This window comes from Roseibaca sp. Y0-43 (assembly GCF_020667835.1).
In the GTDB taxonomy this organism is placed as follows: domain Bacteria; phylum Pseudomonadota; class Alphaproteobacteria; order Rhodobacterales; family Rhodobacteraceae; genus Roseinatronobacter.
In genome coordinates this window covers 374,069-395,777 of sequence record NZ_JAFMPR010000001.1, presented here as the reverse complement: position 1 = coordinate 395,777, position 21,709 = coordinate 374,069, and the positions used below count along the sequence as shown (strand labels likewise).

The following is a 21,709-nucleotide window of genomic DNA, read 5'->3' as shown; positions in this document are numbered from 1 at the left end:
GCAAAACATGGGTAGGAGACTGACATGAGCCGCGCTTTTCTATTTCCCGGTCAAGGGGCACAAACCATCGGGATGGGCCGCGCGCTGGCCGACACTTACCCGGCGGCGAAAGACGTATTCCAAGAGGTGGATGACGCGCTGGGCGAAAGCCTGTCGGCGCTGATCTGGGAGGGCGATATCGCCGAGCTGACCCTGACCGCCAATGCCCAGCCCGCGCTGATGGCCACGTCGCTGGCCACGCTGCGCGCGCTTCAGGCCGAAGGCGTGGCGATCACCGACGCGGCCTTTGTCGCAGGGCATTCGCTGGGGGAATATTCGGCGCTTGCGGCGGCAGAGGCGCTGAGCGTGACCGACGCGGCGAAACTGCTGCGCATCCGGGGCCGCGCGATGCAGGCGGCCACACCCGTGGGCGAGGGCGCGATGGCGGCGCTGTTGGGGCTGGATTTTGCGACCGTCACCGAGGTAGCGCAGGAGGCAGCGCAGGGCCAGGTTTGCCAAGCCGCCAATGACAATGACCCCGCGCAGGTGGTGGTGTCGGGCCACAAGGCGGCGGTCGAGCGCGCGGTAGAGATCGCGAAAGCCCGCGGCGCAAAGCGCGCGATGCTTCTGCCCGTCTCTGCGCCGTTTCATTGCGCGTTGATGCAACCCGCTGCCGATGTGATGGCCAATGCCTTGGCCGATGTCACGCTGAATGCCCCGGTTGTGCCCGTGGTCGCCAATGTCCGCGCCGAAGCCGTGAGCGACGCCGACACGATCCGCAAGCTGCTGATAGAGCAGGTCACTGGGTCTGTGCGCTGGCGCGAGTCCATTGCGTGGATGGCGGCGCAGGGCGTGACCGAGTTCTGGGAAATCGGCGCGGGCAAGGCGCTGTCGGGCATGGTCAAGCGCATTGCCAAAGAGGCCGGCACGCGCAACTTTGCGACGCCAGAGGACGTGGCGGCACTGCGCGCCTGACCAAGAGGCCCCGGATCAAGTCCGGGGCGCGTGTCGCTTAAGGGATGATGCGGGCGTATTTGACGCCGGCGAGCGATGCGCCCGCCAGAATGCCCGACTGGCCGAACACAACCGCGATCACGGGGGCGAATTGCGTTGTCGTTTCTGCCCCGAGCGAGCCGCCCTGCGAGGGGGTCGCATAGCGCAAATCCGCGCTGGCTGCCCAGCCTTCGGAATAGCGGAAATCCGACAGGGCCTGTTCGGTCATGAAGAACAGCGCATGGGCATATTGCTGTGCGCCGATTTGCAGGCCGACGCTGGCGCGTGTGGCCGAATAGTAATCCACCGTCGCATCGTTGATGCGCAGCGCCCCGCGCCCGTAGGCACCGCCCACGAACAGTCCGGCTTCGGTCACGACCGGGATGTAGAGGATGCCGCGCGCGTTGCGGAACAGCTCTTCAAGGCTGGGATACGTGTTGCGCAGGTAGTCGCGCGCCGCGTCGACCCGTGCATCCAGCCGGTCGGCCCCCTGGCCCCCGACCGGGTTGCCACATGCCGCCAATGCCGTCGAAACGCCTGCTAACCCCGCGAGCGTGAACGCCCGCCTGTTCATCTGTGTCATTGCTCTGCCTCTGGTATGGTGATCGCTTTGTGCGACTTTTGCCAAAAGATAACGCGAATGCCGCCCCTTGTCACCTGCAAGGGGCGGCCCTTGGCAGTTACTTGCGCAAAGCCTCGGCCACGCGCGGGGCGAAATAGGTCAGAACCCCGTCGCAGCCTGCGCGCTTGAAGGCCATCAGGCTTTCCAGCATGACCTTGTCGCCATCCAGCCAGCCGTTTTGTGCCGCTGCCATCAGCATCGCGTATTCGCCCGACACCTGGTAGGCGAAGGTCGGGCGCTGGAAGCGGTCCTTGACGGCGCGGCAGATGTCCAGATAGGGCATTCCGGGTTTGACCATGACCATATCGGCCCCTTCGGCCAGATCGCGGGCTACGCAGGCCAAGGCCTCTTCGCGGTTGGCGGGGTTGATCTGGTAGGTCGCCTTGTCGCCCACCAGTCGCGCGCCCGCGCCCACCGCATCGCGGAAGGGGCCGTAAAAGCCGCTCGCGAATTTCGCGGCATAGGACAGGATCGCCACGTCGCGGTGCCCGGCGGCTTCCATGGCGCAGCGCAGCGCGCCGATGCGTCCGTCCATCATGTCGGACGGGCCGAGGATATCGGCCCCCGCTTCGGCCTGGGCCAGCCCCATCTTGACCAGCGCTTCGACGGTTTCGTCATTCACGATCTGACCGTCCACGACGAAGCCGTCATGGCCATTGGCGTTATAGGGGTCGAGCGCGATGTCGGTCATGACCATCAGCTCTGGCAGTTCCGCCTTCAAAATGCGGATAGCGCGGTTGGTCAGGTTTTCCGGGTTCCACGCCTCGGCGCAATCTTCGGTGCGCAGCTCTTGCGCGGTATAGGGAAAGAGGCAGATCGCCGGGATACCAAGGGCCAGTGCACGTTCAGCGGCGGGCAGCAGACGATCAAGCGACAGGCGGCTGACACCGGGCAGCGAGGCGATAGGCTCTTCCACGCCCGCGCCGTCGCGGATGAAAACCGGCCAGATCAGGTCGCTCACGGACAGCCCGTTTTCCTGCACCATCTCGCGCAGGGCGCGGGTGCGGCGCAGGCGGCGCATACGGGCGGCGGGGAAGGGGGCGGGGCTTTGCATGTCTGTCACCTATCACGGGGCTTTGCGCTTTGGTGCCACGCGCCCGCCCGAAAGGAAAGCGGCGCGTTAGCGAAACACCATCAGGGCAGAGAGCGCCAGAAGCGCCGCCATGATGCGCATGAACACTTTCCAGCGCGCGGGCGAAGACAAAAGCGTGGTCAGAAGCGCGCCCGCGCTGGTCCAGAACAGGCAGACGAACAGGTTCACGCTGCTGAAGGCCGTGGCCAGCCGCGCCGATTCCAGAACCGGCCCCAACCCCGCGCCATAGCCTGCCGAGGCTGCGAAGGCGACCGCCCAGACCTTGGGGTTGATCCATTGAAACAGCACCGCCTGCCACAGTGTCATGGGTTTGCCGTCGTCCTTGGCCTGCGCGGCGGGGCGGCGTGTGGCGTTGAAATAGTTCCACGCCATATAGAGGATCCAGCCTGCCGCGAGTGATTTCAGCACCAGCGCCAGCGCCGGGTTGGCAAGGATCAGCGCACCCACGCCCAAGCCAGTGACCGCGCCGATCACGCCCACGCCCAGCACCACGCCGAACAGATGCGGAAGGCTGCGCTTGAGCCCGAAACGCGCGCCAGAGGCCGTGAGCATGATGACATTCGGCCCCGGAGAGAACAGGCCAAGGAACATGAAGCTGTAAAGAAGTGGGTCGAAGAACACGGTTCATTCCCTGCGATTGAAAACCCCGGCGCAAGCTGCGCCGGGGGCAATGTTTAACTCGCGAAGTTTCCGGGTGCTAGCCCCCGCCAAGCATGTAACTTGGGAACCACAACACGATGGACGGGAAGGCCACACACAGCATCAGCCCGAAGATCTGCAACATCACGAAGGGAATGATCCCCTTGTAGATGTCCTGAATGCGCACTTCGGGCGGGGCCACGCCCTTCATGTAGAACAGCGCAAAGCCGAAGGGCGGTGTCAGGAAACTGGTTTGCAGGTTGACCGCCACAAGGATCAGGAACCAGATGATGATCGGCTGGCTGATGCCCTCCCAATCGCCCACATGGCCGCCGAAATCCAGCAGACCGACGATGGGGGCGAAAATCGGCAGCACGATCAGCGTGATCTCGATCCAGTCGAAGAAGAAGCCAAGGAAGAACACCATCGCCAGAAGCACGATCAGGATGGACCAGGGTCCGGCGCTGCTGCCATTGATGATGTCGATGATCAGGTGCTCGCCACCAATCGATTTGAACACGAAGGCAAAGGCCGTTGCGCCAACGAAGATGCCGAACAACATGGCCACGGTCAGCGCAGAGCGGCGGCAGACCTCCACGAAATTCTCCCAGTTCAGCTGCTTGTTGAACGCGGCCAGCAGGATGGACCCGAAGGCACCGACGCCCGCGGCCTCTGTCGGCGTGGCAAAGCCCAGGAAGATCGAGCCAAGCACACATAGGATCAGGAAGATCGGCGGGATAAAGCTACGGAAGATCATCGCCCAGAATTCGCCGCGCGTGGCCGGGCCCATATCTTCGTCCATGGGCGGGGCAAGCTGCGGCTTGAAGCGGCAGATGACCAGCAGATAGACGAAATACAGCGCGGCCAGCAGCAGCCCCGGCATAAGCGCCGCGATGAACACCGTGCCCACCGGCACCGACAACAGGTCGGACATGATGACCAGCATGATCGAGGGCGGGATCAGAATGCCCAGCGTGCCCGAGGATGCGATCGTCCCCGTGGCCAGCGGCATGGAATAGCCCGCCTTCATCATCACCGGCAGGGCCATCAGCGTAATCATCACGACCGACGCGCCGATGATGCCCGTGGTCGCGGCCATGATCGTGCCCATCAGCGTGACCGACAGCGCCAGACCACCCGGCACGCGGCGCAGCATGACTTGAAGCGCATAAAGCAGGTCACGCGCCGCGCCGGATTTCTCAAGCATGGTGCCCATGAAGGTGAACATGGGTATGGCCACAAGGACCAGACTTTCCATTGTCCCCCCGTAGATGCGCAGGGGGATCAGCGTCAGCTGTTGCAGGCGGAAGGTGCCCGCCAGATCGCCAAGCACGGCAAACAGAAGCGCGATGCCGCCAAGGATGAAGGCAACCGGGTATCCGCTGAACAAGAGGATTGCCAGCACCGCGAACATCACGAGCGGCAAGTATTCGATGAGGAATTCCATTTTCTTCGGGTCTCCGCTCAGGCGTGTTTCACGTCGGCCGAGGTATCGTCATCCTCTGCCGGGGCGGGGTTCTGGTGGCTATGCGCGTAGTAGTTGGAGCGCGCGCGCAGGCTGGGCGGGCCGAACAGGTAGACCACGCATTTCAGCGCAACCGACATACCGGCAAGCGCGATCAGCGCGAAACCGAAAGGCAGCATACCCTTTATGATGAACCGATGCGGCAGACCCGTGGTGGATGCAGAACTCTCACCAATTTCCCAAGACCGAAGCGCGTTCTCAATGCCGTATTCCATAACTACGTAGCAATATGGCACCATGAACAAGATAGATCCTGCAAGTTCGATCCAGACGCGGGTGCGCGGCTTCAACGTATCGCGCACAAGTTCGATTCTGACATGTGCATCCTGTATGTAGGCATAGCCCAATACCAAAAGAAACAGAGTCGCATGTAAATGCCACTCATACTCCTGAACGCGGGTCGAACTGAACAGCGAGTACCATTCTGTCTCTGTCCATGTCGGATCGAACCCAAGATACTGGCGCTGTGTCACGTCGTACATGATCGCAAAGATCAGGATGCTGAACAGCACGACAGCAGCAGAAATACCCACGCGGTTCAGGAAAGTCGCAAGTCCGTCGCTCGCCGCAAGCAGGTTCTGATGAAGAAGCAACCGGCCCCGCGCCATTCCAAAGATCAGGATAGCCAGAAGCAGCGCTGTCAGGCCAAGCATCAGATAGAACGCATAGGGTGAGAACGCATCGTAATAGGCCAGAAGCTCTGCGGCTTCCTCATCACCGCGATTTGCCTGTCGACGCAACCCGTTGAACTGTCTGTCGGTCAGCGAGAAAGGTTGGGCGAACATGATCCCGAACCAGCCAAGAACGCTGGCAGCAGCAAATGTGCCGGGATTGGCCTGCAACAACGCCGCGCCGACCAGAGAGGCGATCAAGACCGCGAGCGTCGGCAAAATTTCGTTGGAGCTTGCGGGTAGGACGCTTAGCCAGAATGCCGCAGCGAGTGCAACGACTGCCAGCACAGTTCCGCTCAGTTCCTTGAGGACCATCGGACGTCTCCGTGAATTCTGAAAAAAGGCCGCGCAACCCGATCAGGATGCGCGGCGCATGACTGGCCCTGTATGGGCCAGTCAGACCTTGTGTTACTTCAGGAAGCCCAGGTCGCCCCAGATTTTGTAGTTTTCACGGAACGCCGCGTAGCTTTCATACACACGGGCAAAATCTGCGTCTGCGGCCGATTCTTCCGCAACCACTTCCATCCAGGCAGCCTCGAGAGCGGTCAGCAACTCGTCAGAAAGCGTGTTCAGAGTGACACCGTTCCCCACCAACTCTTGCAGAGCACTGAACTGTAGGTATTCACCCTCTGCCAGACCGTAGGCAAGGTTCGCGTCACACACGGTTTCGATTTTGAACTGCGTGCTTTCGTCAAGGCTCTCCCACAGGTCGAGATTGATCAGCAGGTCATAGAAGGTCGACTGCTGGTGCCAGCCCGGGAAATAATACTGGCTTGCAACCTGATAGAAGCCCGAGCTGAGATCCACGGCGGGCATCGAGAACTCGGTCGCGTCGATGGTGCCCAGTTCCAGAGCCGGGAAGATGTCGCCACCGGCCAGAAGCTGCGTGGACACGCCCATCTTTTCCATGACCTTCGCGCCCAGACCGAAGAAGCGCATGGTCAGGCCTTGCAGGTCTTCTGGGGTATTGATGGGCTCACGGAACCAGCCTGCCGCTTCGGGAGCGGTCACGGCGCAGGGCAGCGATTTGATGTTGTGACGTTCATACAACTCGGTCAGGAATTCCTGACCGCCACCGAACTTCATCCATGCCAGATACTCACCAGCTTGCGGACCGAAGGGGACAGCCGCCAAGAGCTGTAGCGCAGGCACACGCCCTGCCCAGTAACCTGGGTTTGACCAACCAGCTTCCACCGCGCCGGTGCCCACTGCGTCAAATGCCTCGAATGCCGGTACGATTGCGCCGGGCTCTTGGAAGACCACCTCGATCTCGCCATCGGTGATCTGCGTGATCTGTTCGGCCACGCGCTTGCCCATGGTGCCGAGCTGAGTCAACGAACCCGGGAAGGTCGATTGCATATTCCAGGTTTCTTGTGCCTGTGCGGTCCCGGCGATCAAGCCAGCGCACAGCGCGGTCGTGGTCAAAAAGGTCTTCATGTCGGTTCTCCTCCACCGTTGATGCTTTTTTTGTATCGCTATCCAGTCCCGGACAGCGCACGAGGTCAAGCAGAGAGTCTGTTGATCGGTAATTTTCTTGCGCCAAAACGGGCAAAAAAAGAACGTGCCGTGCCTCCCTCCCTGTCTTGGTAAAATGAACTTACCAATTTAAGCAAGGAAAAAATCGCTGCGACGGCATGACGCAGCGATGTTAGCGCCGCGTCGCGTGTGTTTGAACGGATTTACACCCCGTCAGAGCGAATTGACCTTCGCCGAGGCTCGCGCCATGGTCTGCTCATGTCATTCGGTCCCATCACCCGCTGCCCCATCCCTCATGACCCCGAATCGGGCCAAGAGGTGCGCCGCGCATTCGCAGAACAACCGGCCGACCTTGCGGATTTGCTGGCTGGTGCCGCCGGGTGCAGCCCCTACCTGAAAGCCCTCATGCTGCGCGAGCGTGACTGGCTGGAAACCGCGTTTTCCGACGGGCCGGACCGGGCCTGCGACGCGGAACTGCGTGGGCTGTCCGCATGTGCCTTGCCCGATCTCGGCTCTCGGCTGCGCCGTGCCAAGCGCCGTGTTGCCCTCATGGCGGCGCTGGCCGATCTTGGTGGTGTCTGGTCGCTGGACCAGGTGACCGGCGCGCTGACCGATCTGGCTGACCGCGCAACCCATGCCGCCCTGACCGCGCTGGTGGCCGAGGAAATCCGCCGCCGCAAACTGCCCGGCAAGACCGAGGAAGACGCCGCTACAGGCGCGGGTATGGTCGTGCTGGCCATGGGCAAGATGGGCGCGCGAGAGCTGAACTACTCGTCTGACATCGACCTGATTTGCCTGTTCGACCAGGACGCTTTCGCCCCCGATGACTATCACGAGGCCCGTGCCGCCTTTATCCGGGTGGCGCGCAAGATGTGCGGCCTTCTGTCCGACATCACCGAAGAGGGCTACGTCTTTCGCACCGACCTGCGCCTGCGCCCCGACCCGTCGGTCACGCCCGTCTGCCTGTCCATGGACGCGGCGGAACGATATTACGAAAGCCTTGGGCGCACATGGGAACGCGCCGCCTATATCAAGGCGCGCCCCTGTGCCGGCGATCTAGAGGCGGGGGCGCGGTTTCTGGACGGGTTGCGCCCCTTTGTCTGGCGCAGGCATCTTGATTTCGCGGCAATCCAGGACGCCCATGACATGCGCTTGCGCATCAAGTCCCACAAGGGGCTTGGCGGCGCGCTGTCGCTGGACGGCCATAACCTGAAACTGGGCCAAGGCGGCATTCGCGAGATCGAGTTCTTCACCCAGACCCGCCAATTGATCGCGGGCGGACGCGACCCCGACCTGCGCAGCCCCCGAACGGTCGAAGGGTTGGCCGCCTTGGCCGACAAGGGCTGGATCCCGCAGGACGTGGCCGAAAAGCTGACCGCGCATTATATCGAGCACCGCGAGATCGAGCACCGCCTGCAAATGGTGCAAGACGCCCAGACGCAAATCCTGCCCACCCGGCCCGAGGAAATGGACCGCATCGCCCGCTTCTGCGGCGAGGGCGACACCGACGCCTTTCGCAAGCGCCTGATGGCCCGCCTGCAAGACGTCTCTGGCCTGACGGAAGGGTTCTTCGCCCCCGAGGCTGCGGCCTGCGCCGAGCCGGAGCTGTCAGACCACGCCCAGAACATCGTCGCGGGCTGGCCCGCCTTTCCGGCGCTGCGTTCTGACCGGGCCAAGCAGATCTTCAAGCGGATGCGGCCAAAGCTGCTGACCCAGCTTTACAAGGCCGCCGACCCGGAAGACGCCTTGGTGCAATTCGACCGGTTCCTTGCCGGGCTGCCCGCCGGTGTGCAGGTTTTTTCCCTGTTCGACGCGAACCCCCAACTCATCGACCTGATCGTCGACATCTGCACGACCGCGCCGCGGCTTGCCGCCTATCTGTCGCGCAACGCGGCGGTGTTCGATGCCGTCATCGGCGGTGATTTCTTCGCGCCGTGGCCCGGCACTGCGGCGCTGCGCGCCGATCTGGCAGCGCGGCTGGCGGAACTCGACGATTATGAGCGCCAACTCGATGCTGCGCGCATTTGGGCGCGCGAATGGCATTTTCGCATCGGCGTGCACCACCTGCGCGGGCTGATCGACCCGTTCGAGGCGGGGGCAGAATATGCCTCCTTGGCAGAGGCCGTCTTGAGCGCGCTCTGGCCCGTCGTGCAAGCGGATTTCGCGCGCAAACACGGGCAGGTTGCCGGGCGGGGCGCGGTGGTTCTGGGCATGGGCTCGCTCGGGGCGGGGCGGTTGAATGCCGTGTCCGACCTGGACCTGATCGTCATCTATGACGCGGAACCGGACGCCCAATCCGATGGCCGCCGCCCGCTGGATGCCCGCAGCTATTACGCCCGCCTGACCAAAGCCTTCCTGACGGCAATCAGCGCCCCCACTGCCGAAGGTCGCCTCTACGAAGTCGATATGCGCCTGCGGCCCTCGGGACGTCAGGGGCCGGTAGCAACCAGTCTGACCGCCTTCGAGACGTATCAGCAGACCGAAGCTTGGACATGGGAACACCTGGCCCTGACCCGCGCGCGCCATGTCGCGGGCAGCGCAGAGCTGGCCGATGCGGTCGAAACCGTCCGCCGCAAGGTGCTGGCAGACAAGGCGCAGGACGCGCGTATCCGCACCGATGTGGCCGAGATGCGCGCGCGGCTTGCGCAGGCAAAGCCCGCCCATGGCTTGTGGGATGCCAAATCCGGCCCCGGACGGCTTATGGATATCGAACTGGCAGCGGAATTCTGCGCGCTCGCGGCAGGCCACCATGCACGCCGGGTCGAGGCCCAATTCCAGGCAGGCCACCGCGCGGGGATCATCGACAAGGCCACGCAAGACGGCTTCCTGTCCGCCTATCGCCTGTGCTGGACCATGCAGGCAACCGGACGGCTTCTGGCCGACACGATCACCGATCTCGCGGAACTCGGCGAAACCGGACAGGCGCTGATCTTGCGCGCGGCTGGTGCCGAAAGCGTCGATGACCTGACCGCGACCCTGCATAGCCGTGTCCAGACCGCCGCGGCCCTGTTCGACGAGCTTCTTTCGCAACCGGATTCCACAGAATGACCGACCCCAAAGGCCTGATCCGCGAAAGCTACCGCATAGAGGGGATCACGGATGCGGAATGCCGCTCCATCCTCATTGACTGGGCACTCAGCCTGCCCGATGGGCAAGACGCGCGCGCGGCCCTCGCCGATCAATTGGCCCTCTATCAGGCACAAGCGCCCGATCACCCCATGACGGCGCTTTTGCGCGAAGGGCTGAACAGCAGGCCGACCCGCTCTGGCCGCCGCAAACGCGGCTGATTTCATCCTTGCCCAAATATCCTGGGGTGAGTGGGCCCGCAGGGCCCAGAGGGGCAAAGCCCCTGGATCACGCCCTCCAAATGAAACCCGTCACGCCTGCGCAGCCAAGGCCCGCGCCAAGTCCCCATAGCCGGTAAACCGCCGTTCATAGGCCAGCCCCAACCGCGCGGCAAAGTCGCGTGCTGTCGCATCCAAGGCCGGATCGTCGGTCTGGGCCTGGTAAATCAGCTTGGTGTAATTGCCGAACATCATCGCGATCAGTTCAGGGTGGCGGTCGAATCCCATCGGCTCCCAGACGAAGGCGTCGAATTGCCGGACCAGGAAATCCGTCAGGTAAAACGCCGTCACCTCCTCCTCGGCCTTGGCGGCAAAAGCCTCGACCCCCTCGAAGAACGCGTAGCAATGCGGCCCTGCCACCATCTCGACCCCCAATGCGTCGCAGCGCGTCCGCAGCAACCCGCCCGTGCCGCAATCGGCATAGACTACGAAGATACGCGCGTAGCGTGCGTGATGCTCACGCACGGCCCGCTCCACGGCATCGGGTATGCGATCGGGCCACAGGTGCAGCTTGGCGGGCAGGCAATGCAGGTCCATATGGTCCCAGCCATTCGCGGCCTTCAGCGCCAGTATCTCGCGCGCCAATGCCCCGCAGGCCAGCAGCAAAATGCGGCCCGTGCCCTCGGCGCGCAGACCGTCGCTGGCAAGCGTGTCGTCATCCACAGGCATGGCCCTTCTCCGCCGCCTTCGCCGCGTTCCACAATGCGTCCATCTCGGCCAGGTCACTATCCTCGGGCCGACGGTTTTCAGCCGCCAGCGCCGCCTCGATCGCGCGGAAACGGCGGGTGAACTTGGCATTGGCCGCGCGCAAGGCTTCTTCCGGGTCCACGTCCAGATGCCGCGCCAGATTGGCCATGACGAACAGCAGATCGCCCATTTCCTCGGCGATCTCGGCTTGGGTCATCGTCTCTCGGGCCTCGACCAGCTCGGCGCTTTCCTCGGCGATCTTGTCCAGTACCTGCACCGTGTCGGGCCAGTCGAACCCCACGCGCGCCGCGCGCTTTTGCAGCTTCACCGCCCGCATCAGCGCGGGCAGGCCAAGCGCCACGTCATCCAGCACCCCGCCTTGCGCACGGGCGGCGCGTTCGGCTGCCTTGACCTTTTCCCAGTCCTGCACCTGCTGCTCGGCCGATTTCTCGCGGCTCTCGTCGCCAAAGACATGGGGGTGGCGCGCGACCATCTTGTCGCTGATCGCGCGGGCCACGTCGGCAAAGCTGAAATGCCCGGCCTCTTCTGCCATTTGCGCATGATAGACGACCTGCAACAGCAGATCGCCCAATTCGCCCTGCAAGCCCGGCCAGTCCTGTTTTTCAATCGCGTCGGCGACCTCGTAGGCTTCTTCAATCGTGTAAGGCGCGATGCTGGCGAAGTCCTGCTCTATGTCCCATGGGCAGCCGCTTTCAGGGTCGCGCAGCGCGCGCATGATGGCGCGCAGGCGCGTGACAGAGCCGTCAGGCGCAAAGATCAGCGGGTCATGCGGCATGGGTGCGCCCCTTCCAAATGCTGCGCAGGGCCATGGCGACCACGGCCAGCAACCCGGCCAGGGCAAGAGCCATGACGGGCAGGTTGCTGTCGGCATTGTCGACCGCGATCCCGATCAGCGCCCAGCCGACGGCCACGCCGTATTCCGGCGCGCGCGGGCGTTGCCTTTGCACCCAAAGCGCGACCGCCAGCGCCATCAAGATGCACAGAACCGCCGCACCCGTTGCACTCAGCACGCCATAGCCGCCCAGAACCACGCCCAGCGATACATGCGCCGCCGCCGTCAGCCAGCCCGCGTAAAGCGCGACCGGGGTTTGCAACAGCCAGCGGTCGGTCGCGGGCACGCGCAACAGCGCCCAGAGCGCGCAGCCCAGCATCCAGAAGATCAACACGGTGGCCGTGATCGGCGCAAAGCCAGCGACCCAAAGCCAAGCCGCCCCCGGCCCAAGGCTGAGGGTCAAAGGCCAAGCCACGCGCGCCCATGCGTCAGAGCTGCGCCGCTTCCAGACCCCATAAGCGGCCATCACGCCCAACCAGATATAGATCACGCCCCAGATCGCGAAAGCGTAGCCCGCAGGTTGTACGGGCGGGTCCACCTGTTCCACGGGAAAGCTGCCGGGCGCATAACCCATGAACGGCTCTGTCAGCGCAGGCGACAGCAGAAAGGCAAGGGTGGCGAGGGCGAGCAACACGATCATCATGCGCCACAGATAACAGGCGGGCGGCGGATGCCAAGGCAAAACGCCGCCCCCTGGGGCGGCGCTTGCAGGATCTCAGCGATCCTCGATCTCGACATAGGACCGGCGCGGCGCGCCCATGTAGCGCTGGCGCGGGCGACCGATTTTCTGCTCTGGATCGGCGATCATCTCTTTCCACTGCGAAATCCAGCCGACGGTCCGCGACAGCGCGAAGATCGGCGTGAACATCGAGGTCGGGAAGCCCATCGCCTCGAGGATGATGCCCGAGTAGAAATCCACGTTCGGATACAGCTTCTTGTCCACGAAATACGGGTCTTCGAGCGCGATCTTTTCCAGTTCCTTCGCGACCTTCAGGGTTTCGTTATTCTCGATCCCCAACAGCCCCAGAACCTCGTCTGCGGATTGCTTCATGACCTTCGCGCGCGGGTCGAAATTCTTGTACACGCGGTGGCCAAAGCCCATCAGGCGGAAGGGATCGTCCTTGTCCTTGGCGCGGGCGATATATTCGGGAATGCGGTCAACCGTGCCGATTTCCTGCAACATCTCCAGGCAAGCCTGGTTCGCCCCGCCATGCGCCGGACCCCACAGGCAGGCGATGCCAGCGGCAATCGACGCGAACGGGTTCGCGCCCGAGGACGAGGCCAGACGCACCGTCGAGGTCGAGGCGTTCTGCTCGTGATCGGCGTGCAGCATCATGATCCGGTCCATCGCGCGGCTCAGGATCGGATCGACGACATAATCCTCGGCGGGCACAGAGAAGCACATATGCAGGAAATTGCCCGAGTAATCGAGGCTGTTCTTCGGATAGACGAAAGGCTGGCCGACCGAGTATTTATAGGCCCAAGCCGCAATCGTCGGCATTTTCGCGATCATGCGAATGGACGCCACTTCGCGCTGCCACGGGTCGTTGATGTCGGTCGAGTCGTGGTAGAAAGCCGACATCGCACCGACCACGCCGACCATGATCGCCATCGGGTGCGCATCGCGGCGGAACCCACGGAAGAAATACTGCATCTGTTCATGCAGCATGGTGTGGCGGGTGATGCGGGCCTCGAAATCCTCCAGCTCGCCGGCGCTGGGCAATTCGCCGTAAAGCAGCAGGTAGCAGCATTCCAGGAAATGCGATTTGTCGGCCAGTTCCTCGATCGGGTAGCCGCGATACAGAAGCTCGCCCTTGTCACCGTCGATATAGGTAATGGTCGAAGAACAGGACGCGGTCGAGGTGAAGCCGGGGTCATAGGTGAACACGTCACCTTGCGCATAGAGCTTGCGAATGTCGATCACGTCGGGCCCGGCCGAGGGTTTCATGATCGGCAGGTCGATCACCTTGTCGCCGAGTGTCAGCTTTGCCGTTTCAGTCTCCGCCATTTCGCTTCCTTCATGTCTGCCTGCCGGCATGCTTGCCGGGCAGATGGGCTACGATCACGGCGCGACTGCGCCGGATTATTCGGTTGCGTCCTTGATCCGCGCGAGCGATTCGTCGCGGCCAAGAACAAGCATCATGTCGAACACACTGGGGCTGGTCATCCGGCCGGCGAGTGCGGCGCGCAGAGGCTGCGCCAGCTTGCCAAGCCCAAGGCCATGCTCTTGCGCCAATGCGCTGACACTCTCCTCTAATTCCGTCCGGCTCCACGTAGCAGTTTGCAGGCGCGGCGTCAATTCTCTCAGTATACCGCGGGATACATCGTCGAGCGCCTTGGCCGCCTTCTCATCTTGTTCAACGGGCCGCGAAGCCAAAGCAAATTGTGCTTTTTCAAGAAGTTGGTCAAAGCCCTTCGCCTTGTCCTTCACCAGCGGCATGGCGTCTTGCAGCAGGGCCAATTGCGCGTCAGCGAAAGGCGCGTCACCTTTTGCGGCGCGATATGCCTGCAATTCATGCAGCAGCGCAGCATCGTCGGCGGCGCTCATGTGCAAACCCGTCAGATGGTCCAGTTTCTTGAAATCCAGACGTGCGGGCGATTTGCCGATTCCCCCAAGGTCGAACCACTCCATCGCCTGCGAATCGGTGAAGAACTCATCGTCGCCATGGCTCCAGCCCAGACGCGCAAGGTAGTTGCGCATCGCCGCCGCCGGATAGCCCATAAGCTGATATTCCTCGACCCCCAGCGCGCCGTGGCGCTTGGACAGTTTCTTGCCGTCCGGCCCGTGGATCAGCGGGATATGCGCCCAGATCGGCACGTCCCATCCCATCGCGCTATAGACCAGCATCTGACGGGCAGCATTGTTCAGATGGTCGTCGCCGCGAATGACATGGGTGATGCCCATGTCATGGTCATCGACCACTACCGCCAGCATATAGGTGGGCGTGCCGTCCGAGCGCAGCAGCACCATGTCATCAAGCTGGTCATTGCGAATGCGCACATCGCCCTGAACCTGGTCACGGATGATCGTCTCGCCCTCTAGCGGGGCGTTGATCCGCACGACATAGGGCGCATCCGGGTGGGTGGCCGGATCTGCATCGCGCCATGGCGAGCGGTAGAGGGTCGAGCGCCCCTCGGCCCGCGCCGCTTCGCGGAAGGCTTCGATTTCATCCTGCGTGGCAAAGCATTTATAGGCCGTGCCAGCAGCCAGCATCTGATGCGCCACCTCGGCATGGCGGTCGGCGCGGTCGAATTGGCTGATCGGCTCGCCATCCCAATCCAGACCAAGCCATGTCAGGCCTTTCAGAATGGCCTCTGTCGCTTCCGGGGTAGAGCGTTCGCGGTCGGTATCCTCGATCCGCAACAGGAACTTGCCGCCCCGCCCACGGGCGTAAAGCCAGTTGAACAGCGCCGTGCGTGCCCCACCGATATGCAGATACCCGGTGGGCGAGGGCGCGAAACGGGTGACGACGGGGGTATCGGACATGGGGATCTTAACCTTTTGGAAACCATGGAGGCGGCATACTTGCGCAGGTTCTAGGCAAGCGCGCGGGGTAGGGCAAGGGTGGCTGTCACCAGCATGGAGCATGTCACGCCTCGCTTCGGCGAGGGAAGCGTTGCGCAGGCCTTGGCCGCGCAGCGCGGTCGGCTGTTCCTGTTCGTGCCGGTATGCCTTGGGATCGGGATCGGTTTGTATTTCCTGCTGCCGGTCGAGCCGGGGCGCGCGGAGTGGCTGGGCCTTGGGTCGGCCTCGTTCGCTTCTGCCATGCTGGCCTATCTTTTGCCGGTCAATCTTCGCCCCTTGGCCATGGGATGCCTGCTGATCGCCGCCGGGGCCGGTTTGGCGGGTTTGCGCACCCATATGGTCGCCGCCCCCGTTCTGGATTTTCGTTTTTATGGCGCGATAGAGGGGCGGATCGTGAAGATCGACCGCGCTGCCAATGGGCATTTGCGGCTGACGCTGGACCGGCCGCGCCTTGCGGGCCTGTCGCCCGCCCGGACGCCTGCGCGCGTGCGCCTGTCGCTGCATGGCGAGCAGCGGTATTTCGACCCGCGCCCCGGCCTGCGGGTGATGACGACCGGCCACCTGTCGCCGCCGCCCAAAGCGTCGGAGCCCGGCGGCTTCGATTTCCGCCGCCATGCCTGGTTCGAGCGTTTGGGCGCGGTCGGCTATACCCGCGTGCCGGTGCTGGCGCTGCAAGACGACGGTGGTGCGCCGCTGGGGGTGTTGAGGATGCAGTTGTCACAAGCGTTGCAAGACCGGATGCCGGGCGCGGCGGGCGGCTTTGCCGCTGCCATCCTGACAGGCGATCGCTCTGGCGTGGACACGTCCCATCTGGACGACCTGCGCAATTCCAACCTTGCGCATTTGCTGGCGATCTCTGGCTTGCATATGGGGCTGCTGACGGGATTTGTCTTTGCCGCGCTCCGCCTTCTGCTGGCACTGTGGCCGCGCGTCGCGCTGCGCTTGCCCACGCGCAAGATCGCGGCGGTGGCGGCACTGGGCGCGGGCGCATTCTATCTGGCGCTGTCGGGCGCAAATATTGCCACGCAACGTGCCTTTGTGATGGTGGCGGTCATGTTTGTCGCGGTGCTGCTGGACCGCCGCGCCATTTCCTTGCGCAGCGTGGCCATTGCCGCCGTGATCGTGCTGGTTCTGCGGCCAGAGGCGCTGGTGCAGGCGGGGTTCCAGATGAGCTTTGCCGCCACGGTGGCCCTTGTCGCCATCTTCCGCGCGCTGAACGATGACGGCACATGGCGCGAGCGTGTGCCGCGCTGGGCCATGCCCGTGGCGTCTGTCATCCTGTGCTCGGTGGTCGCGGGTGTCGCCACCGCCCCGATTGCGGCGGCCAGTTTTAACCGCATGGTGGAATACGGGCTTGTGGCTAATCTGCTGTCCGTGCCGCTGATGGGGCTGGTCATCATGCCGGCCGGTGTGGTCGCGGCATTGCTTGCGCCTTTTGGCCTAGAAGGCGTGCCGCTGGCGGTCATGGGCTTGGCCATCGATTGGATCCTGCTGGTTGCGAGTTTCGTGGCAGGGCTAGAGGGCAACTTGATAGGCGTGGTGCAGCCGCCGCGCTGGGTTATCCCGGTAATGGCGCTGGGCAGCTTGTGGCTGATCCTGTGGGCCGCGCCTGCGCGCTGGCTGGGTGTGCCGGTGGTGGCGCTGGCGACACTGGGCTGGGCACTGGCCGAGCGCCCGACGCTGCTGGTGTCGGATGACGGCGCGGTGGTCGGGCTGATGGGGCCAGAGGGGCGCATCCTGAGCCGGGCACGGTCCGGGGCATTTGCCGCCGAAAGCTGGTTGCAGGCCGATGGCGATCTGGCCAGCCAAGAGGGCGCGCAACAGCGCGGCCCCCACGGGCCAAGCGATGCGGTGGTGCATCTGCGCGGTCACGGGCTGGACGTGGTGCACCTGTCTGGACAGCGCGGCTTGGCTGAGCTGCCTGCGCTTTGCCTGCCGGGCCGGTTGATCGTGACCAACACTGACCTCGATGTGCCACCCGAAGGGCCGTGCACTGTGCTCTCGCCGCGCGATCTTCGGGCCACCGGGGCGGTCGCCTTTCGCGCAAATGAAAAGGGCGTCGCGCGGTATGACCTACGCGACACCCAAGGGCTGCGTCCGTGGACGGGCGGATAGGCCCGCCCTGCGATCAGGCGTTGGCTTCGCGGATCTTGTCGGCGGCTTCCTTGTCGAAGGTCACGCCCTTGTCGGCGAACAGTTGATCCAGTTCGCCCGACAGCGTCATCTCGGTCACGATATCGCAGCCACCGACGAATTCGCCTTTCACGTAAAGCTGCGGAATGGTCGGCCAGTCCGAGTAATCCTTGATGCCTTGGCGGATGTCTTCATCGGCCAGCACGTTCACATCGGCGTATTCGACGCCCATGAAATTCAGCACACCCGCCACGCGGCTGGAGAAGCCGCATTGCGGCATGGTCTTGGTGCCTTTCATGAACAGCACCACGTCATTGTCCGTGACGGTTTTCTTGATCGTCTCTTGGGCGCTCATGGCAATCCTCTTTCGGTTCAGTCTGCGCAGGTCAGTCGGCGTTTCAGTCGGGGGCTTTGGTCGTCAGGGCCAGCGCGTGCAATTCACCATGGCTGCCGTCCATCTTGCCTTTCAGCGCGGCATAGACAGCGCGCTGCTGCTGCACGCGGTTCAGCCCGCGAAAGCTGTCGTCGATCACTTCGGCGGCGTAATGGTTCCCGTCACCGGCAAGATCCGTGATCGTCACTTTGCCGTCGGGAAAGCTCTCTTTCAGCAGCGTTTCAAGTTCTTCGGCGGAAATGGCCATGCGTGTGGTCCCTGTCTGGTCTTGAGGAATAGGTAATCCCCACGATTTGCTGAATCAAGCCGCGCCGATGGCTTTGGCGAAACTGCTGCGGTAGAGCGTGGATAGCTCTGCCATGGGCGCGCTGTCGTCGCCGAAGCTGACGGTATCGCCCCCGAAGCGGCCCACCATGGCGATGGCAACACCGGCTTGGCCCGCCGCGACCATCAGCGCCTCTGCCTGGTCGAAGCTTGCAGCCACAAGGTAGCGCGCCTGATCTTCGCCAAAGAGCTGACCAATGTCGCCGCTCTCGAGCGTGACGCCCATGCCTGCCGCTTCGGCCATCTCGAACGCGGCCAGCGCAAGTCCACCGTCCGAGAGGTCGGTTGCGGCGGTGACAAGCGCCCGGTTCGCGCGCAGGAAGTCGCCATTGCGGCGCTCGGCATCCAGATCGACATAGGGGGCATCGCCGGCCTCTATCCCGGCGGCTTCGGCCAGGAGGGCGGATTGGCCCAAATGCCCCTTGGTTTCGCCAATCACCAGCGCCAGATCACCCTCTGACGGCAGGCCCGCGATGATCTGCTCGATATCGGCAATCAGCCCGACCGCGCCAATCGTGGGCGTGGGCAGAATGGGTTTGCCGTCGGTTTCGTTATAGAGGCTCACATTGCCCGAAACGATAGGCATGTCCAAAGCCGTGCAGGCCGCGCCGATGCCTTGAATGGCGCCCACGAACTGGCCCATGATCTCTGGCTTTTCGGGGTTGCCGAAATTCAGGTTATCGGTTGTGGCCAAGGGCACGGCCCCCACGGCCGTCAGGTTGCGGTAGGCTTCGGCCACGGCTTGTTTGCCACCCTCGAACGGGTTGGCGCGCACGTAGCGCGGTGTCACGTCGCTGGTGAAGGCCAGCGCCTTGGTCGTGCCATGCACCCGCACCACGCCCGCGCCAAGGCCGGGGGTGCGGACCGTGTCGCCCATGACCTGACTGTCATACTGCTCCCACACCCAGCCCTTGTAGGCGTAGCTGGGCGCGGAAATGAGTGCGCGCAAACCATCCATGGGCGCGATCGTGGGCAGGTCCGGCAGATCACCCGCCGGGGGCGTTTCGACCCAAGGGCGGTCATATTCCGGGGCGCTGGAAGACAGTTTCGACAGCGGCAGGTCCGCCATCACGTCATTGCCGTGCAGGATCAGGAAGCGGTCTTCGGCAATCGTCTCGCCAACGATGGCGAAATCCAGATCCCATTTCTCGAAAATCGCGCGCGCCTCTGACTCCATTTCAGGTTTCAGCACCATCAACATGCGTTCCTGGGATTCGGACAGCATCATCTCGTAGGCGGTCATCGCCGTTTCGCGCTGGGGCACGTCGCTCAGTTGCAGCTTCACGCCCAAGCCGCCCTTGTCGCCCATTTCCACGGCCGAACAAGTCAGGCCCGCCGCGCCCATGTCTTGAATCGAGATGACCGCGCCAGAGGCCATCAGTTCCAGACAGGCTTCCAACAGGCGCTTTTCGGTGAACGGGTCGCCTACCTGAACGGTCGGGCGCTTTTCTTCGATCGTGTCGTCAAACTCGGCGCTGGCCATGGTCGCCCCGCCCACGCCATCGCGGCCCGTCTTGGCACCCAGATAGACCACGGGCATCCCGACCCCGCTGGCTGCCGAATAGAAAATCTTGTCGGCGTCGGCCAGCCCGGCGGCAAAGGCATTCACAAGGCAGTTGCCGTTATAGGCGGGGTGAAAGCGGACTTCGCCGCCAACGGTGGGCACGCCGAAACAATTGCCATAGCCGCCCACGCCTTCGACCACGCCGGAGACCAGATGCGGCGTCTTGGGATGCGACGGGGCGCCGAAGCTGAGCGAGTTCATCGCCGCGATGGGGCGCGCGCCCATGGTGAACACGTCGCGCAAAATGCCGCCCACGCCGGTCGCAGCGCCCTGATAGGGTTCGATATAGGACGGGTGGTTGTGGCTCTCCATCTTGAAGATCACGGCTTGCCCGTCGCCAATATCGACCACGCCCGCATTCTCGCCGGGGCCGCAAATGACCTGCGGGCCAGAGGTGGGCAGGGTGCGCAACCATTTCTTCGAGGATTTGTAGGAGCAATGCTCGTTCCACATGGCCGAGAAGATGCCCAGCTCGGTAAAGCTGGGTTCGCGCCCGATGATCTCCAGGATGCGGTCATATTCGTCCGGCGACAGGCCATGCGCCGCAATCAGGTCAGGCGTGAGGGCGGGATCGGTCATCTAGGGCATCCTCTCAGGCAAGCTTGCTGCCTTCTAGGCTATTGCGGCCCCAAGCAAAAGGGGGCGCGCGCTGCCGCGACACCGAATGCGCAGCCGGACGGCACACGCGAATCGCTGTGCGTGCAGTGCCCGGCATCGGCATAAAAAAAGGCCGAGCGCAATGCTCGGCCGAAGTCCAACAGGGAGGTTAAGACATGAATGATCTCCAATCACGTCTTACCGCCTATTAAATGACCAAACACATGGTTCGCAAGTTAATTTCCCTTGCCCCTGCAACAACTCCGACATGCGTTGCAGACATGTCTCAGGTTTAGGTTGAACATGCCTAGCCCTGCATCTGCCGTGCGCGGCGATAGGCCTGTATTTCCTGCACCACGAAATCGCGAAAGGCCGCGATGCGCCGCGAATGCCGCAGCTCTTCGGGGAAGGCCAGAAAAACCGGAATATCGCCGCTGGCGACTTCGGGCAGCACATGCACCAGTTCGGGGAAATCCTCGGCGACGTAATCGGGCAGAACGCCGATGCCAAGATGGTTCAGAACCGCCTGCAACACGCCGAAATAATTGTTCACCGTGAAGGTGGACCGCAGCGGGCGGGCGTTCAGCTCGCGTATAAGTTGTGCGCCCACGCTGACCTGCGCCGATGTCACGTTTTGCGAGATCAGCCGATAATCCGACAGGTCTTCGATCGCATGGGGCGTGCCATTCGCGCGCAGGTATTCAGAGGTCGCAAACAGCCGCATGTTCACATTCATCAGGCGCTTGCGGATCAGGTCGGCTTGGCTGGGTTCCTTCATGCGGATCGCCACATCGGCTTCGCGCATGGGCAAGTCCAGCACGCGCTCTTCCAGCATAAGGTCGATCTTCAACTCTGGATACTGGGCATAGAGCGTAGGCAGGCGCGGGGCCAGAAACAGCGTGCCAAAACCCGTGGTCGTGGTCACGCGCAACTCGCCAAACACCTCGTCCTCGCTGTCGCGAATGCGGGCGGACGCCGTTTCCAGCTCGCGTGACATGGACTTGGTGGCCTTGAACAGCAATTCGCCCTGTTCGGTCAGGATCAGCCCGCGCGCGTGACGGTGGAACAGGCTGGTATCCAAGGCCTCTTCCAGCGCGCGGATCTGGCGGCTGACGGCGGATTGCGACAATTGCAGCGCGTCGCCCGCATGGGTCAGGCTGCCCGCATCGGCAACGGCATGAAATATCCTGAGCTTGTCCCAATCCATGGAATTCTAACTTCTTTATCTGTTCGCGGCCTGTGCTATCCCTCTTAGGCCGAATCGGCTGTGCTGCAAAGCGAAGGATGCG

General features: G+C 63.2%; 19 protein-coding genes. 4 read left to right on the top strand and 15 right to left on the bottom strand.

The annotated features are described in order from the left end of the window. Positions 1 to 24 precede the first annotated feature (24 nt). Positions 25 to 954, top strand: a complete 930-nt coding sequence (gene fabD / locus J1C52_RS01955) for an ACP S-malonyltransferase (RefSeq protein ID WP_227426228.1) — start codon at positions 25 to 27, stop codon at positions 952 to 954. Between the two features lie 37 nt (positions 955 to 991). Here the strand turns inward: fabD and J1C52_RS01950 are convergent, their stop codons facing one another. The 6 genes from J1C52_RS01950 to J1C52_RS01925 all read right to left on the bottom strand — a co-directional run bounded on the left by J1C52_RS01950 (position 992) and on the right by J1C52_RS01925 (position 6,959). Continuing rightward, a complete protein-coding gene (locus J1C52_RS01950; protein WP_227426227.1) occupies positions 992 to 1,555 on the bottom strand; it encodes a YSC84-related protein in 564 nt (187 codons plus the stop codon). A 97-nt stretch (positions 1,556 to 1,652) separates the two neighbouring features. Then, positions 1,653 to 2,648, bottom strand: a complete 996-nt coding sequence (gene hemB, locus J1C52_RS01945) for a porphobilinogen synthase (protein WP_227426226.1) — start codon at positions 2,646 to 2,648, stop codon at positions 1,653 to 1,655. Between the two features lie 66 nt (positions 2,649 to 2,714). Beyond that, a complete protein-coding gene (locus J1C52_RS01940) occupies positions 2,715 to 3,308 on the bottom strand; it encodes a LysE family translocator (RefSeq protein ID WP_227426225.1) in 594 nt (197 codons plus the stop codon). A gap of 76 nt (positions 3,309 to 3,384) precedes the next feature. Beyond that, positions 3,385 to 4,773, bottom strand: coding sequence for a TRAP transporter large permease (locus tag J1C52_RS01935; RefSeq protein ID WP_227426224.1), 1,389 nt, complete (start codon positions 4,771 to 4,773; stop codon positions 3,385 to 3,387). 17 nt (positions 4,774 to 4,790) lie between these two features. Then, the gene (locus J1C52_RS01930) at positions 4,791 to 5,837 is read right to left on the bottom strand and encodes a TRAP transporter small permease subunit (RefSeq protein WP_227426223.1); all 1,047 of its coding nucleotides are present in this window, start codon (positions 5,835 to 5,837) and stop codon (positions 4,791 to 4,793) included. Between the two features lie 93 nt (positions 5,838 to 5,930). Continuing rightward, the gene (locus J1C52_RS01925) at positions 5,931 to 6,959 is read right to left on the bottom strand and encodes a TRAP transporter substrate-binding protein (protein WP_227426222.1); all 1,029 of its coding nucleotides are present in this window, start codon (positions 6,957 to 6,959) and stop codon (positions 5,931 to 5,933) included. A gap of 297 nt (positions 6,960 to 7,256) precedes the next feature. Here J1C52_RS01925 and J1C52_RS01920 point away from each other — a divergent pair, with 297 nt between their 5' ends. Both J1C52_RS01920 and J1C52_RS01915 read left to right on the top strand, forming a co-directional pair. After that, positions 7,257 to 10,046, top strand: coding sequence for a glutamine-synthetase adenylyltransferase (locus J1C52_RS01920; RefSeq protein ID WP_227426221.1), 2,790 nt, complete (start codon positions 7,257 to 7,259; stop codon positions 10,044 to 10,046). Next, the gene (locus J1C52_RS01915; RefSeq protein ID WP_227426220.1) at positions 10,043 to 10,285 is read left to right on the top strand and encodes a hypothetical protein; all 243 of its coding nucleotides are present in this window, start codon (positions 10,043 to 10,045) and stop codon (positions 10,283 to 10,285) included. The genes J1C52_RS01920 and J1C52_RS01915 overlap by 4 nt, the downstream gene beginning before the upstream one ends. Before the next feature lie 90 nt (positions 10,286 to 10,375). On the opposite strand, the gene J1C52_RS01910 is transcribed toward J1C52_RS01915, so the two are convergent. From J1C52_RS01910 to gltX, 5 genes are all read right to left on the bottom strand, one after another. Then, entirely contained in the window at positions 10,376 to 11,011 is a 636-nt protein-coding gene (locus tag J1C52_RS01910) for a DUF1638 domain-containing protein (RefSeq protein WP_227426219.1), read from the bottom strand. After that, on the bottom strand, positions 10,998 to 11,825 hold the full coding sequence (mazG, locus tag J1C52_RS01905) for a nucleoside triphosphate pyrophosphohydrolase (RefSeq protein WP_227426218.1): 828 nt from the start codon (positions 11,823 to 11,825) through the stop codon (positions 10,998 to 11,000). Before mazG ends, J1C52_RS01910 begins: the two co-directional genes overlap by 14 nt. Further along, a complete protein-coding gene (locus J1C52_RS01900; protein WP_370633219.1) occupies positions 11,815 to 12,564 on the bottom strand; it encodes a hypothetical protein in 750 nt (249 codons plus the stop codon). The genes mazG and J1C52_RS01900 overlap by 11 nt, the downstream gene beginning before the upstream one ends. A 33-nt stretch (positions 12,565 to 12,597) precedes the next feature. Next, positions 12,598 to 13,890 (bottom strand): citrate synthase, encoded by a 1,293-nt coding sequence (gene gltA / locus J1C52_RS01895; protein ID WP_227426217.1) that lies wholly within the window; start codon positions 13,888 to 13,890, stop codon positions 12,598 to 12,600. A 75-nt stretch (positions 13,891 to 13,965) separates the two neighbouring features. Next, the gene (gene gltX / locus J1C52_RS01890; RefSeq protein ID WP_227426216.1) at positions 13,966 to 15,369 is read right to left on the bottom strand and encodes a glutamate--tRNA ligase; all 1,404 of its coding nucleotides are present in this window, start codon (positions 15,367 to 15,369) and stop codon (positions 13,966 to 13,968) included. A 78-nt stretch (positions 15,370 to 15,447) separates the two neighbouring features. Between gltX and J1C52_RS01885 the strand changes: the two genes are divergently transcribed. Next, positions 15,448 to 17,523: a ComEC/Rec2 family competence protein gene (locus tag J1C52_RS01885; RefSeq protein ID WP_227426215.1), complete on the top strand. Its 2,076-nt coding sequence runs from the start codon at positions 15,448 to 15,450 to the stop codon at positions 17,521 to 17,523. Positions 17,524 to 17,536: 13 nt separating this feature from the next. On the opposite strand, the gene grxD is transcribed toward J1C52_RS01885, so the two are convergent. The 4 genes from grxD to J1C52_RS01865 form a co-directional block, all read right to left on the bottom strand. After that, entirely contained in the window at positions 17,537 to 17,896 is a 360-nt protein-coding gene (grxD, locus tag J1C52_RS01880) for a Grx4 family monothiol glutaredoxin (RefSeq protein ID WP_227426214.1), read from the bottom strand. A 43-nt stretch (positions 17,897 to 17,939) separates the two neighbouring features. Next, on the bottom strand, positions 17,940 to 18,182 hold the full coding sequence (locus J1C52_RS01875; protein WP_227426213.1) for a BolA/IbaG family iron-sulfur metabolism protein: 243 nt from the start codon (positions 18,180 to 18,182) through the stop codon (positions 17,940 to 17,942). Between the two features lie 54 nt (positions 18,183 to 18,236). Then, positions 18,237 to 20,402 carry a phosphoribosylformylglycinamidine synthase subunit PurL gene (gene purL, locus J1C52_RS01870; RefSeq protein ID WP_227426212.1) on the bottom strand — a complete coding sequence of 722 codons (2,166 nt, stop codon included), beginning with the start codon at positions 20,400 to 20,402 and terminating at the stop codon, positions 18,237 to 18,239. A gap of 325 nt (positions 20,403 to 20,727) precedes the next feature. Next, positions 20,728 to 21,627, bottom strand: a complete 900-nt coding sequence (locus tag J1C52_RS01865; protein WP_227426211.1) for a LysR family transcriptional regulator — start codon at positions 21,625 to 21,627, stop codon at positions 20,728 to 20,730. Between the last annotated feature and the right edge of the window lie 82 nt (positions 21,628 to 21,709).

What these genes read in the sequence shown, in the direction of transcription:
- gltA (WP_227426217.1), bottom strand. Translation starts at nt 13,890, where the DNA reads ATGGCGGAGACTGAAACGGCAAAGCTGACACTCGGCGACAAGGTGATC.
- hemB (WP_227426226.1), bottom strand. Translation starts at nt 2,648, where the DNA reads ATGCAAAGCCCCGCCCCCTTCCCCGCCGCCCGTATGCGCCGCCTGCGC.
- mazG (WP_227426218.1), bottom strand. Translation starts at nt 11,825, where the DNA reads ATGCCGCATGACCCGCTGATCTTTGCGCCTGACGGCTCTGTCACGCGC.
- grxD (WP_227426214.1), bottom strand. Translation starts at nt 17,896, where the DNA reads ATGAGCGCCCAAGAGACGATCAAGAAAACCGTCACGGACAATGACGTG.
- J1C52_RS01920 (WP_227426221.1), top strand. Translation starts at nt 7,257, where the DNA reads ATGTCATTCGGTCCCATCACCCGCTGCCCCATCCCTCATGACCCCGAA.
- J1C52_RS01950 (WP_227426227.1), bottom strand. Translation starts at nt 1,555, where the DNA reads ATGACACAGATGAACAGGCGGGCGTTCACGCTCGCGGGGTTAGCAGGC.
- J1C52_RS01935 (WP_227426224.1), bottom strand. Translation starts at nt 4,773, where the DNA reads ATGGAATTCCTCATCGAATACTTGCCGCTCGTGATGTTCGCGGTGCTG.
- J1C52_RS01925 (WP_227426222.1), bottom strand. Translation starts at nt 6,959, where the DNA reads ATGAAGACCTTTTTGACCACGACCGCGCTGTGCGCTGGCTTGATCGCC.
- J1C52_RS01910 (WP_227426219.1), bottom strand. Translation starts at nt 11,011, where the DNA reads ATGCCTGTGGATGACGACACGCTTGCCAGCGACGGTCTGCGCGCCGAG.
- J1C52_RS01865 (WP_227426211.1), bottom strand. Translation starts at nt 21,627, where the DNA reads ATGGATTGGGACAAGCTCAGGATATTTCATGCCGTTGCCGATGCGGGC.
- J1C52_RS01875 (WP_227426213.1), bottom strand. Translation starts at nt 18,182, where the DNA reads ATGGCCATTTCCGCCGAAGAACTTGAAACGCTGCTGAAAGAGAGCTTT.
- J1C52_RS01915 (WP_227426220.1), top strand. Translation starts at nt 10,043, where the DNA reads ATGACCGACCCCAAAGGCCTGATCCGCGAAAGCTACCGCATAGAGGGG.
- fabD (WP_227426228.1), top strand. Translation starts at nt 25, where the DNA reads ATGAGCCGCGCTTTTCTATTTCCCGGTCAAGGGGCACAAACCATCGGG.
- gltX (WP_227426216.1), bottom strand. Translation starts at nt 15,369, where the DNA reads ATGTCCGATACCCCCGTCGTCACCCGTTTCGCGCCCTCGCCCACCGGG.
- purL (WP_227426212.1), bottom strand. Translation starts at nt 20,402, where the DNA reads ATGACCGATCCCGCCCTCACGCCTGACCTGATTGCGGCGCATGGCCTG.
- J1C52_RS01930 (WP_227426223.1), bottom strand. Translation starts at nt 5,837, where the DNA reads ATGGTCCTCAAGGAACTGAGCGGAACTGTGCTGGCAGTCGTTGCACTC.